Origin of the sequence: Asticcacaulis sp. DW145 (assembly GCF_037101385.1) — a bacterium.
In the GTDB taxonomy this organism is placed as follows: Bacteria; Pseudomonadota; Alphaproteobacteria; order Caulobacterales; family Caulobacteraceae; genus Asticcacaulis; species Asticcacaulis currens.
In genome coordinates this window covers 63,104-76,700 of sequence record NZ_AP029024.1, presented here as the reverse complement: position 1 = coordinate 76,700, position 13,597 = coordinate 63,104, and the positions used below count along the sequence as shown (strand labels likewise).

The 13,597-nt window shown below is 57.3% G+C and carries 14 protein-coding genes; 9 read left to right on the top strand and 5 right to left on the bottom strand.

Going from position 1 to position 13,597, the window contains the following annotated elements:
- Positions 1-62 precede the first annotated feature (62 nt).
- From dnaQ to AACH73_RS00370, 5 genes are all read right to left on the bottom strand, one after another.
- On the bottom strand, positions 63-761 hold the full coding sequence (dnaQ, locus tag AACH73_RS00390) for a DNA polymerase III subunit epsilon (RefSeq protein ID WP_338735068.1): 699 nt from the start codon (positions 759-761) through the stop codon (positions 63-65).
- A gap of 39 nt (positions 762-800) precedes the next feature.
- Positions 801-1,391, bottom strand: coding sequence for a dephospho-CoA kinase (gene coaE / locus AACH73_RS00385; RefSeq protein ID WP_272739770.1), 591 nt, complete (start codon positions 1,389-1,391; stop codon positions 801-803).
- Entirely contained in the window at positions 1,388-2,233 is an 846-nt protein-coding gene (locus AACH73_RS00380; RefSeq protein ID WP_338735067.1) for a shikimate dehydrogenase, read from the bottom strand. The genes coaE and AACH73_RS00380 overlap by 4 nt, the downstream gene beginning before the upstream one ends.
- Positions 2,230-2,838, bottom strand: coding sequence for a Maf family protein (locus AACH73_RS00375; protein ID WP_338735066.1), 609 nt, complete (start codon positions 2,836-2,838; stop codon positions 2,230-2,232). The genes AACH73_RS00380 and AACH73_RS00375 overlap by 4 nt, the downstream gene beginning before the upstream one ends.
- Before the next feature lie 112 nt (positions 2,839-2,950).
- Positions 2,951-3,814 carry a pyruvate, water dikinase regulatory protein gene (locus tag AACH73_RS00370; protein ID WP_272739767.1) on the bottom strand — a complete coding sequence of 288 codons (864 nt, stop codon included), beginning with the start codon at positions 3,812-3,814 and terminating at the stop codon, positions 2,951-2,953.
- A 464-nt stretch (positions 3,815-4,278) separates the two neighbouring features.
- Between AACH73_RS00370 and hemE the strand changes: the two genes are divergently transcribed.
- The 9 genes from hemE to AACH73_RS00325 all read left to right on the top strand — a co-directional run bounded on the left by hemE (position 4,279) and on the right by AACH73_RS00325 (position 13,583).
- Positions 4,279-5,304 (top strand): uroporphyrinogen decarboxylase, encoded by a 1,026-nt coding sequence (gene hemE, locus AACH73_RS00365; protein WP_338735065.1) that lies wholly within the window; start codon positions 4,279-4,281, stop codon positions 5,302-5,304.
- On the top strand, positions 5,304-6,329 hold the full coding sequence (gene hemH / locus AACH73_RS00360; protein ID WP_338735064.1) for a ferrochelatase: 1,026 nt from the start codon (positions 5,304-5,306) through the stop codon (positions 6,327-6,329). Before hemE ends, hemH begins: the two co-directional genes overlap by 1 nt.
- A gap of 2 nt (positions 6,330-6,331) precedes the next feature.
- Positions 6,332-6,787, top strand: a complete 456-nt coding sequence (locus AACH73_RS00355; protein WP_272739764.1) for a CopD family protein — start codon at positions 6,332-6,334, stop codon at positions 6,785-6,787.
- Positions 6,788-7,042: 255 nt separating this feature from the next.
- Positions 7,043-8,410, top strand: a complete 1,368-nt coding sequence (gene rho, locus AACH73_RS00350) for a transcription termination factor Rho (protein ID WP_338735063.1) — start codon at positions 7,043-7,045, stop codon at positions 8,408-8,410.
- A 112-nt stretch (positions 8,411-8,522) separates the two neighbouring features.
- Complete coding sequence (locus AACH73_RS00345; protein WP_013477677.1) at positions 8,523-8,777, top strand: DUF6489 family protein; 255 nt, start codon at positions 8,523-8,525, stop codon at positions 8,775-8,777.
- A gap of 6 nt (positions 8,778-8,783) precedes the next feature.
- Positions 8,784-10,124 carry a tRNA uridine-5-carboxymethylaminomethyl(34) synthesis GTPase MnmE gene (mnmE, locus tag AACH73_RS00340; RefSeq protein ID WP_338735062.1) on the top strand — a complete coding sequence of 447 codons (1,341 nt, stop codon included), beginning with the start codon at positions 8,784-8,786 and terminating at the stop codon, positions 10,122-10,124.
- A 114-nt stretch (positions 10,125-10,238) separates the two neighbouring features.
- Positions 10,239-12,101 carry a tRNA uridine-5-carboxymethylaminomethyl(34) synthesis enzyme MnmG gene (mnmG, locus tag AACH73_RS00335; protein ID WP_338735061.1) on the top strand — a complete coding sequence of 621 codons (1,863 nt, stop codon included), beginning with the start codon at positions 10,239-10,241 and terminating at the stop codon, positions 12,099-12,101.
- The gene (gene rsmG, locus AACH73_RS00330; RefSeq protein ID WP_338735060.1) at positions 12,101-12,772 is read left to right on the top strand and encodes a 16S rRNA (guanine(527)-N(7))-methyltransferase RsmG; all 672 of its coding nucleotides are present in this window, start codon (positions 12,101-12,103) and stop codon (positions 12,770-12,772) included. The genes mnmG and rsmG overlap by 1 nt, the downstream gene beginning before the upstream one ends.
- Positions 12,773-12,788: 16 nt before the next feature.
- The gene (locus AACH73_RS00325; RefSeq protein ID WP_272740048.1) at positions 12,789-13,583 is read left to right on the top strand and encodes a ParA family protein; all 795 of its coding nucleotides are present in this window, start codon (positions 12,789-12,791) and stop codon (positions 13,581-13,583) included.
- Positions 13,584-13,597: the final 14 nt, after the last annotated feature.

Genomic DNA, 13,597 nt, shown 5'->3' with positions numbered 1-13,597 from the left:
AGCAAAACCTATCCAAAAAAAAGACCCGCAGTCTGTGGCTGCGGGTCTTTTTGTTTCAAATCCTATGAGGCCGTATAACCCCACATATTCTGGTCTTTCAGATATTTGAGGCAGAAGGCCCTATGCGCTTCGGCCTCTTGCGGATGAATATGTGAAGGCAGGGGACGCGGACGCTGGCCGTGGTTCATCACACGGATTTCCGTGCCATCCTCTGATACCATTCCGTGCATCTTGAGATCAAGGCCGCGTTCCTTGCCGCCCGACAGCTCCAGATAGACACTGGCCAGCAGACGCGCATCGAGCAAGGCCCCATGTTTGTCGCGTTCGGCCAGTGAGATATTATAGCGTTTACACAGGGCATCGAGCGAATTGGCCATGCCCGGAAACTTGTAACGCGCCAGCTCCAGCGTATCGACCCAACGGTCGGGATCGGTCGGGACGAGGCCCAGCCGCTCCAGCTCCATATTGATAAAGCCACGGTCAAACGAGGCATTGTGGGCGATGATCGGCGCGTCACCGACAAAGTCGATAAAGGCCTGAGCCAAATCGCCAAATTTGGGTTTATCAGCCACCATCTCATCGGTGATGCCGTGGATGCGGATGGCGTCCGGCTCGATCAGTCGTTCCGGGTTGAAATAGTGGTGAAAGGTCTTGCCTGTCGGCAGCAGATCGTCGATTTCGATGCAGCCGACTTCGATCAGGCGATGGCCTTTTTTGGGGTCAATGCCGGTGGTTTCGGTATCGAGGACGATCTGACGCATAGGCGCAATTTGACTCTCGTTTGCCGGGCTTGTCCAGAGTCAGGGGGTGTGCAGGTCGCGGATAATCTCACGCACCTGTTGACGATTGGCCTCCTGGGTTTGCGACGTGTCGATGATAAAATCCGCTCGGCGGCGCTTTTCGGCGTCGGGCATCTGATGCGCCACAATCTCCGCATACTTTTCCTCTGTCATGCCTGGACGCGCCAGAACGCGGGCAGCCTGAACCTCCGGCGGGGCGGATACGACGATCACCTTGTCGAAAGTTGTTTGCGCGTTGGTTTCAAACAAGAGCGGAATGTCGCACAAGGTGAGGGGCGTGCCTGCGGCAGCGTGATGGGCCAGAAAAGTCTCACGATCCGCGACCGTCGCCGGATGGACAATCGCATTCAGCCGCGCAAAACCGTCCGGCTTCTGCCTGAGGGCGAGTGATAGGCTGGCGCGATCGACCACGCCATCTTTCACAACCTCGCCAAAGGCTTTTACCAGCGCCGCTTTCAGCGGTTCAGAGGTGGCGTAAAGCCGGTGCACCGTCTCATCGGCATCCCAGACCGGCACGCCTTCGTCGGCGAACATGCGGGCTATGGTCGATTTGCCCATGCCGATGGAGCCGGTGAGACCCAGACGGATCACTTCGTCTCACCCAGAAATTTCAGCGCCAGGGCGCGCACATCGAAATCCGTATCCGGAGCCTGACCATAGAAGGCGGTAAAGGACGGGCGAGCCTGTTCAATCAGCATCATCAGCCCATCGACCGTCTTCAGCCCACGCGCTTCGGCCGCCTGTAACCAGTTGGTTTTTAAAGGCCGGTAGGTCATGTCCATGGCGGTTGCTGACGAATCGAGCGCGTCAAACAGGGGCAGGGGGCCGCCTGACGCGGCATTGATCACCGCCACCGAACCGGCAAAGGCACGATCGATGTCACTGAGCGCATAGGCGTTAACGCCTTCTTTGAAGGCAAAAACAATCTCTTCAGCGCGCGCTACGGTGCGATTGACGATTCGCACATCCCGACACCCCTCATCCAACAGGGCTGCGACCACGGCGCGCGATGCGCCACCAGCGCCGAGGAGAGTGACCGCACCCGACGTCAGGTCACACTCAGGCGCCTGTAGATGAAAGGCCTGAATAAGCCCGTGGCCGTCGGTGGAATGGGCGTGCACACTTCCGTCTTCATCAAAGGTCAAAAGATTGGCCGAGCCACAGCGCCGCGCCAGATCGGTCGAGGTGTCGGCCAGCTTCAGCGCCAGTTCCTTGAACGGGGCCGTGATATTCAACCCCTTAATGCCATTAGTGCGACACGACAGGACCAGCCGCTCAAACGCGTGTTCATCTGCGGGCGAAAAGGGTGCATAGACACCGTTTAGTCCCATATGCCTCAGCCAGGCAGTATGCAGAAAGGGGGAAAGAGACTGGCGGATCGGCTGACCGACGACGCCGGCGACCATGGCGGCGCCTGTGGGGAGGTGTTTCATGCCGCTATAATCTCGTAATGTCTGAGTTGCGCCAGCAAGGGTAACAAGGGCAGGCCCAGAACGGTGAAATAATCGCCCTTGATCGAGTCAAACAGGTGGACGCCATGCGCTTCGAGCATGTAGCAGCCGACGCTGGAGAGGATTTCCTCACCCGCCGTCTCAATATACTGGGCGATAAACTCCTCGCTCAGCCGGCGCACGCTTAGGTCGGCTGTATCGGCGTGCGACCACAGAAGCTGACCGTCTTGCGCCACAGCGACGGCGGAGTGCAGATAATGGGTTTTGCCGGAAAAGCGCCGCAGCAGGTTTGCTGCATCAGCCAGTGTCTTCTGTTTGGAAATCAGGTCATTGTCGAGTTGCAGCACGGAGTCTGCACCTATGACCAGGCCGGTCTTTCCACGCGACACGTGCAAGGCCTTTTCCTGTGCCAGACGCAAGGCCACCGCCTTGGGCGTAAACCCCCGCAACAGGCAGTCATCCTTGATGACGTCTTCGTCTAAATCAGCGGGGCTCTTCGAGAAGCTAAGACCACAATTGGTGAGCAGTGTGGCGCGAATCTTGGAGCCGGAGGCCAAGATCAGGGGAGGGGGAGCCGATGGGGTCATGTGTCTTCGCGAAGCCGCCTTAAGGCTTTATTTAAAACGCGGGGAGCTTTTTCCGATTTGGAACGGACAGTCAACGCTTACTTGATCGAGTGCAGGGTTGGCGACTCACAGGTTAAATCCCACCCAGGCGCCCTGTGCGTTTTTCATTAAGCAGGCTGATGATCGAGGCCGAGGTTTCTTCGACCGAGCGGCGGGTGACGTCGATCACGGGCCAGCCTTTGCGCTCAAACAGGCGGCGGGCAGCGATGATCTCCTCACGCACCGCTTCAGCGTCGGTATAGGTGGAGGGGCGCTCATCCCCGGCGGTGGTATAGGCCAGAACGCGGGCCTTGCGGATCTGGATCAGTCGATCGGGTGAGGCGATCAGGCCCACGATCAGCGGTTCATTCAATTCGTCCAGTTCCGGCGGCAGCTCACGGCCGGGGACGAGGGGGATATTAGCGGCCTTATAGCCCCGGTGGGCCAAATAGATGCACGTGGGCGTCTTTGAGGTTCGCGACACACCGATGAGGATGATTTCCGCCTGACGAAGCTTATCGGCCAGGGCGCCGTCATCGTGGGCAATGGCGTAGTTAAGCGCTTCGATGCGGTCGAAATAGTCGCTGTCGAGATTGTGCTGCGCGCCGGACCGCTTGGAAAACTCAGCAGCCCCCAGATAGCGCGAATAGGCCAGAACCACCGAATCGAGTACCCCAATGGTCGGGATGTCACGTTCGCGGCAGAAGGTTTCGAGCTTTTGCCGCAATTCTGCATCGACCAGGGTGTGCAAAACAATCCCCGGATAGGACTCAATCTCCGTCAGGGCGCGGTCCATCTGTTTGTCCGAACGGATCAGTACATAGATGTGTTCGATAGGGAAGATGCCTTCGAAGCGCGCTGCGGCCGCTTTGGCCAGAGCATTGAGGGTTTCACCGGTGGAATCGGACACCAGATGAACGTGAAAATGGATACCGATTTTCGCGCCGGATGTGGTCATAAAATTTATCTGTGCACGCTTTCTGGGGAAAAACGGGGGATGTTTTGCGTCTCTATCGGGATAAACCTTCGCCTTCGCCGTGCCAAGCCGCCAAAGCGGGGAAAAGGTGAAAAACCGGGCGGATTCGGTCACCGGTTTTCCCCAATCGGGGGCATCGGTGACTCTTTTGTGACGGCTTTGTGTGTAAATCTTAACAAAAAATTAACCGTGTATGGTCCCCCCCTCATGCCGTTAGGATTTTCTTAATCAGTGTTAGGATTTGGTTAATTATCCCGGATTCCCACAGGCTGTGAAAGATTAAAAATTCATTAACGTTGCTCTGTGCAAAGGCCGGGAAAACGGCCCTCATTTTCCACCGATGCGACCTTTTTGCGCAGCATCCACGGCCTAACTACCCCTTCTATCTTTCTAAAAATCTTTTAGAGGGATTGAGGGAATACCGTCCGAAGCCTATGGATTGACTCATGACCTCACACACGCCATCCATAGTCTCGGTCCTTCAGGGGCAGACACTGAAAACGCCGCCCGTCTGGTTCATGCGTCAGGCAGGTCGCCATCTCCCGGAGTATCGAGAGCTTCGCGCGACGACCCCAGATTTTCTGAGTTTTTGCCTGACCCCGGAAAAGGCCGCTGAAGCGACGCTGCAACCGGTGCGTCGCTATGGCATGGACGGGGCCATCTTGTTTTCGGATATTCTGGTCATTCCCATGGCCTTGGGCCAGGACGTTCGCTTTGAAGCGGGTGAGGGGCCAATTCTTGGAGAATTACCACCTGTGGCGCAGATGGCTGATTTGGCTGGCTCGGCAGGAGAAGCCTTGAAGGCCGTTGGTCAGACCCTGAAAATCCTGCGTTCGGAACTGCCCAAGGAGGTGACGCTTCTGGGCTTCTGTGGTGGGCCGTGGACGGTGATGACTTATATGCTCAATGGGCGCAAAGCTCATGACCGCTCATTGATACGTGCCTTTGTCTATGAGCAGACCCAACTGGTAGCGCAGGTGATGGACGTGGTCATCGAGGCGTCGGCGCAGTACCTGAAGATGCAGGCGGATTGTGGTGCGCAGGTTCTTAAAATCTTTGAAAGCTGGGCCGAAGGTTTCCCCGATCCTTTGTTTGACCAACTGGTGATCGAACCGCATCAAAGACTGGTGCGGCGTGTGCGTGAACTGGGTGTCACCCTGCCTATTATAGGCTTTCCACGGGGTGCTGAGGCACGTTGTCTCGACTATGTCGAACAGGTAGAGGTGCAGGGCATGGCGCTGGGGACGGCGACGCCGCTGGCGCTCGGGCAGACGATCCAGAAAAAGCGGCCGATACAAGGCGCGCTCGATCCCGTCGTTCTGCGTTCAGGTGGCACCGCACTGGACGATATGGTGCTGAAAATGAAATCCGCCTGGGGGCAGGGGCCGTATATTTTTAATCTCGGGCATGGCATCTTCCCCGACACTCCGATCGCTCATGTTGAGCGCACGCTACATCTCATAAGAAGCTGATGAAAAAAGTCGCTGTCGTTCTGTTCAATCTCGGCGGTCCCCTGACCCAGGCCGATGTCAAACCGTTTCTCTACAATCTGTTCAGCGACAAATACATCATCGGCCTGCCGTCGCCCTTACGGCAGATGGTGGCGCGCCTGATTTCCTCTCGCCGCGAGACCTCAGCTCAGGCCAATTACCGCCTGATGGGTGGCGGGTCTCCCATTGTCAAGGAAACGGAGGCGCAGGCTGACGCCTTGAGCCACCATCTGTCGAAAACTGTGAAGGATCTGGAATTTAAAGTCTTTATCGGGATGCGCTACTGGCACCCGTTTATCGAAGATACGGTAAAGGCCGTTGAGGCGTGGATGCCGGATCAGGTGGTGGCCATGCCGCTTTATCCGCAGTTTTCGACCACCACCACCCTGTCGTCGTTTGTGACCTTCAAAAAGGCCTATAAGGGCGCGGCCCCGGTCAAATATCTTTGCTGCTACCCACAAAATCCAGCCTTTGCCAAATCTTATGCCGATTTGATCCGCCAGAAGCTCTCAGGTCTGACTAACCTTAAGGATTACCGACTGCTCTTTTCGGCGCACGGTCTGCCGGAAAAGATCATCAAAAATGGGGACCCGTATCAAGCCCAGGTGGAAGCCAGCGTCGCTGCCATCATGGAACAGGTGGGGATGCAGATTGACCATGTCGTCTGTTATCAGAGCCGGGTGGGGCCGTTGAAATGGATCGGCCCTTCGACCGATCAGACGATTATTGAGACGGTCAAAAGCGGTAAATCGCCCGTGGTTGTGCCGGTGGCCTTTGTCTCCGAACACATCGAAACGCTTGTCGAACTCGATATGGAGTATAAACATCTCGCAGATGAGCAGGGGGCAAAGGACTATGTCCGGGTGCCGGTGGTCGGTATCGAGCCGCTGTTTATCCGCGCGCTGGGGGATGAGGTGGTGCGGGCTATCGGATCAGAGGCCCCCATCATGGCCGATTACGCCTGTGAGGCTTGCCACGGACAATGCCCCAAACGAAAGGGCTTTTGAGCATGAACCATTACGATCTCCTGCGTGGCCTGCACATACTGGCCGTCATTGCGTGGATGGCCGGGCTGCTCTATCTGCCGCGTCTTTTCATCAACCATATCGCCAATCGTGACAAACCGCAGGTGGTCGAGGTCTTAAGCGGTATGGAGCGGCGTCTGCTGCGCTTTATCATGAACCCGGCCATGATCGCTGCGTGGCTGTTCGGAGCCGGGCTGATCTATAGCAATGTACACGATCGGTTCGGCTGGAAGTTCTTTTACGAGCCGTGGTTTGTGGTCAAGATGATCGGCATTGTGTTAATCACCGGCTATCATCATTTTCTGGCGGTTCGTTTCAAGAAACTGCAGCGCGGTGAAGACATTGGTTCGGAAAAGTTCTGGCGCATTGCCAACGAGATTCCGGCCGTCATTGCGATTGTCATGGTCATTGCCGTGACAACTGAGATGTTCACGATCTGATTTGAGCGTCTCCTTAAAGGAGGCCGGGGCTTATCCCTTGACGTTTCGGCGTTTGGGTGTATTGCTCAAAACCAATGCGCGCGCCGAACGGGTTTTAAGTCGCGCATTTCTCGGCCCCACGGTTCTCGTGGTCTCAAGGCCTCCCCCAGTTTCCATACAGCGTTTACGCGCTGGCTTATCAGACAGGCACAGCCTAAGACCTTGACTTTGTTTATAAAGTCATTGTGACCGCTTGCCGTATCAGAGACCCCTCCCATGTCCGAAGACAACGAAATCGAATACGACACCACGCTGGAAGACACCGCCGAAGACGAAAACGGCAGCGACAATGGCGATGACGATTCGGAGAACCCCAATCAGGAAAAGCTGTCGCTTCAGGAGCTGAAGGACAAGTCGCCGGCCGATCTCTTGGCCTTTGCCGAGCAGATCGGTGTTGAAAACGCCGCCTCCATGCGGATGCAGGACCTAATGTTTGCGGTCTTGAAAACGCTGGCTGAAGAAGGTGTCGAGATCACCGGCTCCGGCGTCATTGAAGTACTGCAAGACGGTTTTGGGTTCCTGCGTTCGCCCGAAGCCAACTATTTGCCCGGTCCTGATGATATCTATGTATCACCGCAGCAGATCCGCCGCCACGCATTGCGCACCGGGGACACTGTCGAAGGGCCGATCCGCAGCCCGCGCGAAGGCGAGCGTTATTTCGCCCTGTCGAAGATCAAAACGATCAATTTCGAAGACCCTGAAGCCATCCGTCATAAGGTGCATTTCGATAACCTGACGCCGCTCTATCCTGAAGAGCGCCTGAAGATGGAAATCGAGGACCCGACAATCAGGGACCGTTCGGGCCGCATCATCGACATAGTGGCCCCTCTGGGTAAGGGTCAGCGTTGCCTGATCGTGGCCCCGCCGCGCGTCGGTAAGACGGTGATGTTGCAAAACATCGCCAAGTCAATCGCCGCCAACCATCCCGAATGCTACCTGATGGTGCTGCTGATCGACGAACGCCCGGAAGAAGTGACGGACATGCAGCGCACCGTCCGCGGCGAAGTCATCTCCTCGACTTTTGATGAGCCGGCGACGCGCCACGTTCAGGTGGCCGAAATGGTTATCGAAAAGGCCAAGCGCCTGGTGGAACATAAGCGCGACGTGGTTATCCTGCTCGACTCGATCACCCGTCTTGGCCGCGCCTACAACACGGTTGTGCCGTCGTCAGGCAAGGTGCTGACGGGCGGTGTCGATGCCAACGCTCTGCAACGCCCCAAGCGCTTCTTCGGTGCAGCGCGTAACATCGAAGAAGGCGGCTCGCTGACCATCATCGCCACCGCGCTGATCGACACCGGTTCGCGCATGGACGAAGTGATCTTTGAAGAGTTCAAGGGCACGGGTAACTCGGAAATCGTGCTGGATCGTAAGGTCGCCGACAAGCGCGTCTTCCCGGCTATGGACATCCTTAAGTCTGGCACGCGTAAGGAAGACCTGCTGGTCGATAAGTCGGACCTGCAAAAAACCTATGTGCTACGTCGGATTCTCAACCCGATGGGTGCACAGGATGCTATCGAGTTCCTGATCGACAAGCTGCGTCAGACCAAGAACAATGGCGAATTCTTCCAGAGCATGAACACCTGATCCTTGCCAAATCAGGCAACACAGGATCATTGTCAATCTATCCGGGCCGGAGCAATCCGGCCCTTTCTTTATCTGCTCTCATTTGTTGATGCGAGCCTTGCGGAGACCCGCTATGAAAGTCACCTTCGATATCGAATGCACGCCGCAGGAGGCCCGCGCGTTTTTGGGCCTGCCCAATGTCGAGACGCTGAACGACTATATGGTTGAGCAGATGAAGGCCCGCGTCGAACAGAATATCCAATCGATGCAGCCCGAGGAGATCATCAAGACCTGGTCGAGCTTCGGCGTGCAGGCGCAGGATCACTTCCTCAAGATGATGCAATCCGCGGCTACCGCCAGCATGGGCGGTTTCAAGGGCGGTAAGTAGGCTCTCGTGTTTCACGTGAAACAGACGATTTTTGCTTTGGCGTCGGCACAGGGCCGGGCCGGCGTATCGGTCATCCGCGTTTCTGGGCCTCAAGCCGCGCAGGTGGTTGAGGCCTTGGCGGGGCGCTTGCCGCGTCCGCGTTACACGACGCTCGGACATCTGCGTTATGAGGGTGAACTGATCGATCAGGCTCTGGTCCTGTGGTTCAAGGGTCCGAACAGTTTTACCGGCGAAGACTGTGCCGAGTTCCATATTCATGGCTCTCGCGCTGTGCTGGAACGCCTTTATGCGGTGTTTCGAGCCGAGGGCCTGCGCCACGCTGAACCAGGTGAGTTCTCACGGCGGGCATTTGAAAATGGCAAGCTAGACCTGACTCAGGCCGAGGCGATTTCCGATCTGGTGGAGGCTGAGTCCGAGGCGCAGCGGCGTCAGGCCCTGATGCAGCTCGAGGGCGGCTTTCGCGATCGCTACGCCCAATGGCGCGATTCCCTTATCCGCATTCTGGCTCATATCGAAGCCATCGTCGATTTCCCGGATGAGGATATACCGGAGCACCTGAGCGAACGCATTATTGCGGATATTATCACGCTGAAAACCGACGTAGGGGCGGCGATTTCCGATGCCCGGCGCGGACAGCAGATCCGCGAAGGCTATCGCATCGCCATTATGGGCAAGCCCAATGCAGGGAAGTCGAGCCTGTTTAATGCCTTGCTGCAAACCGACGCGGCCATCGTCACACCGATTGCTGGCACGACGCGCGATGTAATTGAATCGCCCATTCGTATAGGACCCTATGCGGCCTTGATCTATGACACGGCGGGCTTGCGCGAAACTGCGGATGTGGTGGAGTCTGAAGGTATCCGCCGCGCGAAGGTGAGGGGACAATCGGCAGATTTGCGCTTATGGGTCGTGGATGTGTCGGAAGCTTCGGGAGACTTGTCTGGGCTTCAGCCGGGTGACTATCTAATCCTCAACAAGACAGATCAGATATCAACGGAATCCCTTGCAGACCTTCGATCTCAGTACGAGGACAAAAAGGTCCGTCTTCTAGAAACCAGCCTGACCAGACATGAGGGAATTGAGGCGGTTCAACGCGCCTTGGAGACCGATCTCGAAGCGGCCCTCTCTGTCAGTACCTTCCCGGCAGCGACGCGGGAAAGGCATGGGGAGCGTCTGCGGGAGGTCGATGCGGCTTTGGATCGTGCTCTGGGTATCGGTTTCGCCACACCTGAATTGATGGCCGAAGATATTCGCCAGGCGCTTTCCGCTTTTGATGCTCTGTTTGGTCGAACGGATGTCGAGCAGGTGTTGGATCATATCTTTTCCAGCTTCTGCATAGGCAAATAAGAGTGTTTCACGTGAAACAGGGATAACGCCAAAATTAACACTTCTCGATTCGACCCGTCCGGCCTGATCTGCTATAGCCAGCCCTCACTCGTTTTCCTGACAGGTTGAAGCTCTATGACCCAGTTTTGGGATGTCATTGTCGTCGGTGGAGGTCACGCGGGCGCCGAAGCCGCGACGGCTGCGGCGCGCATGGGTGCCAAGACCCTTCTTCTGACGCACAAGATCGAAACCCTGGGTGAAATGTCATGCAACCCAGCCATTGGAGGCTTGGGCAAGGGCCATCTGGTGCGCGAGATCGATGCTTTGGACGGCGTGATGGGCCGCATGGCCGATATCGGCGGCATCCAGTTCAAGATGCTCAATCGCTCCAAGGGGCCAGCCGTTCGTGGCCCGCGCGCTCAGATCGACCGAAAGCTTTATCGTGAAGCCATGCAGGCCGAACTGCAAAGCACCGAAAACCTGACGATTATCGCCGCAGCGGTCGAAGACCTGATCCTTGAGGGTGATACGGTCGTTGGCACAGTCGATGCGCAGGGTTTAGAATACCGCTCGAAGGCCGTGGTACTGACGACCGGAACTTTTTTGCGGGGCATCATCCATATCGGCGAGAAGCGCATGGCGGCCGGGCGGTTTGGCGATGAGCCCGCCAATGGCCTGGGACAGCGTCTCTACGACCTTAAGCTCGATATGGGTCGTCTGAAAACCGGTACGCCAGCGCGGCTGGATGGCAAGACGATTAACTGGGATATTCTGGAAAAGCAGGAAGGCGACGAGGTTCCGACGCCGTTTTCGACCCTGAACGCAGCCATCGACCGGCCGCAGATCACCTGTGGCATCACCTATACGAATGCCGATACGCACCGTATCATTCAGGAGCGGATCACGGAATCGGCGGTCTATGGTGGCCACCTGTCCGGACGCGGCCCGCGTTATTGTCCCTCCATTGAGGACAAGGTGGTGCGCTTTTCGGACAAGGACAGCCATCAGGTGTTTCTGGAGCCCGAAGGCTATGACGATGACACCGTCTATCCGAACGGTATCTCGACCAGCGTGTCTGAGGCAACGCAGGAAGCCTTTTTACGCACCATTCGCGGCCTCGAAAATGTGGTTATAAAGCGTTACGCCTACGCCATTGAATACGACTATGTTGATCCGCGTGAGCTTTACCCGACGCTTGAGATGAAGCGTCTGCCGGGCCTGTTTCTGGCCGGGCAGATCAACGGCACAACGGGCTATGAAGAGGCGGGGGCGCAGGGCCTGATGGCTGGCCTGAACGCGGCCGCGCGTGCCGGTGGCCTGAGCCCGTTGGTGCTGGGGCGTGACGAAGCCTATATCGGGGTGATGATCGACGATCTGGTGACCAAGGGCGTCACGGAACCCTATCGTATGTTCACAAGCCGTGCGGAGTTCCGCCTGAAGCTGCGCGCCGACAATGCGGATCAGCGTCTGTCGGATATCGCGCTGAAAATCGGCCTTATGGGAGACCGGCGCAAGGCGCACTGGCTTGAGAAGAAGCAGGCGTTGGCCACAGCGCGTCAACGCGCGGATGAGCTTAAGCTGACGCCCAATGAGGCCAATGCTTTGGGTATCCGCGTCAATGCCGATGGTCAGAAGCGCAACCTGCTGCAGCTCCTGTCCTACGACACCTGTTCGCGGGATAAGCTGGAAGCGGTGTGGCCGGAGCTTACAGACTGGTCTGACAGCGTGTTCGAGCAGATCGAAATCGACGCCCTTTATTTCGGCTATCTTGGTCGTCAGGCGGCGGAGATCGACGCTTTTCGCAAGGACGAAAACCTGGCCCTGCCGGAAGACCTCGACTATGCGATGGTGGGCGGGCTGTCCAATGAAGCCAAAGAGAAGCTGAGCCGGGTCAGACCGATGACACTGGGTCAAGCCCGCCGCATAGAGGGTATGACCCCGGGTGCCTTGACGGCGCTTCTGTTTTACGTCCGCAACCTGAAAAAGGGTGCGGCCTGATGTCTTCGGTTGAGCTTGCCCAACCCATGACGCCTGAGGAGATGGCCGCGCATCTGGTGTTTCACGTGAAACAGGCGGCCATTGATGACCTTACCCGCTTTGGTCAGGTGCTGGCCGAGCGCAATGAGGTGATGAACCTTGTTGGCCCCGCGACGATCCCGCATTACTGGTCGCGGCACGTCCTTGATTCCGCGCAACTATTGAACCATGCACCGTGGGCCAGAAGCTGGGCGGACCTTGGGGCAGGGGCGGGTTTTCCCGGCGTCGTACTGGCCATACTTTTGAAACACCTGTCCACAGATTCAGGCGAAACACCCACAGACCGGCGCGTGTTTCTCATCGACTCTTTGGCCAAGCGCTGTCGCTTTTTAGGCGAAGTTGTGCGAGACTTGGACCTGCCGGCGACGGTGATCAACGACCGGGCGGAGAATGTTTCTTTGAAGGTCGATGTCGTTACCGCCCGCGCCATGGCGCCTTTGCCGAAGCTGATCGGATTTGCCGAAAGCTTTTTCCGCAAAGGGGCCGAGGGCTGGTTGCTGAAAGGCGAAAACGTCGAGGCGGAAATCGCTGACGCGCAAAAAAACTGGGCTTTTCAGTTTGATCTGTTCACGTCCTTGAGCGACCCGCGTGGTCGCGTCCTGCATATTCGGAGCGTTCGCCGTGCCAGATAGTTTCCCCCCGCACCCCATGCCCCGCGTTCTGGCGGTGTCTAACCAGAAGGGTGGGGTGGGCAAGACGACGACGGCGATCAATCTCGGCACCGCTCTGGCGGCTGTCGGCGAGACGGTGCTCATCATCGACATGGACCCGCAGGGTAACGCCTCGACCGGTCTAGGCGTGCCGCGTTCGGCGCGTACCACAACCATCTATGATGTGATCGTCGATCAGCAGCCCATTGGCGAATGCGCCGTCAAGACCTCAGTGCCCGGCCTGTACATCATCCCGTCGGATCCTGACTTGTCGGGGGTGGAGATCGAGCTGGGTCAGGCCGACCGCCGTTCCTATCGTTTGCGAGATGCGCTTGAGCATCAGGCGCAGGTCGGTGAACTGGCCTATTCCTATGTGCTGATCGACTGTCCGCCGTCTCTGAACCTACTGACTATCAACGCCATGAGCGCCGCCGATGCGGTGCTGGTGCCGCTGCAATGCGAGTTCTTTGCGTTGGAAGGCCTGTCGCAACTGATGCGCACCATTGATCTGGTCAAGGGTTCACTGAACCCCAGACTGGAGCTTCAGGGGATTGTGCTGACCATGTTTGACCGCCGCAATGCCTTGTCGGGTCATGTCGCGAGGGACGTGCGCTCGCATTTCGGTGAGAAGGTTTATGACACCGTCATCCCTCGTAATGTGCGTGTGTCTGAGGCCCCATCGTTCGGTAAGCCCGCTTTGATCTACGATCTGAAATGCACGGGTTCGCAGGCCTATCTGAAACTGGCCCGAGAGGTCGTTCAACGTGAAAAAGTGCGCCGCGCGGCTGCCTGACCAAGACTGAAGGA

Coding starts and splice junctions, on each gene's coding strand:
- mnmG (WP_338735061.1), top strand. CDS start 10,239: ATGACCCAGTTTTGGGATGTCATTGTCGTCGGTGGAGGTCACGCGGGC.
- AACH73_RS00375 (WP_338735066.1), bottom strand. CDS start 2,838: ATGACCCCATCGGCTCCCCCTCCCCTGATCTTGGCCTCCGGCTCCAAG.
- AACH73_RS00355 (WP_272739764.1), top strand. CDS start 6,332: ATGAACCATTACGATCTCCTGCGTGGCCTGCACATACTGGCCGTCATT.
- dnaQ (WP_338735068.1), bottom strand. CDS start 761: ATGCGTCAGATCGTCCTCGATACCGAAACCACCGGCATTGACCCCAAA.
- AACH73_RS00345 (WP_013477677.1), top strand. CDS start 8,523: ATGAAAGTCACCTTCGATATCGAATGCACGCCGCAGGAGGCCCGCGCG.
- AACH73_RS00325 (WP_272740048.1), top strand. CDS start 12,789: ATGCCCCGCGTTCTGGCGGTGTCTAACCAGAAGGGTGGGGTGGGCAAG.
- rho (WP_338735063.1), top strand. CDS start 7,043: ATGTCCGAAGACAACGAAATCGAATACGACACCACGCTGGAAGACACC.
- AACH73_RS00370 (WP_272739767.1), bottom strand. CDS start 3,814: ATGACCACATCCGGCGCGAAAATCGGTATCCATTTTCACGTTCATCTG.
- hemE (WP_338735065.1), top strand. CDS start 4,279: ATGACCTCACACACGCCATCCATAGTCTCGGTCCTTCAGGGGCAGACA.
- hemH (WP_338735064.1), top strand. CDS start 5,304: ATGAAAAAAGTCGCTGTCGTTCTGTTCAATCTCGGCGGTCCCCTGACC.
- rsmG (WP_338735060.1), top strand. CDS start 12,101: ATGTCTTCGGTTGAGCTTGCCCAACCCATGACGCCTGAGGAGATGGCC.
- AACH73_RS00380 (WP_338735067.1), bottom strand. CDS start 2,233: ATGAAACACCTCCCCACAGGCGCCGCCATGGTCGCCGGCGTCGTCGGT.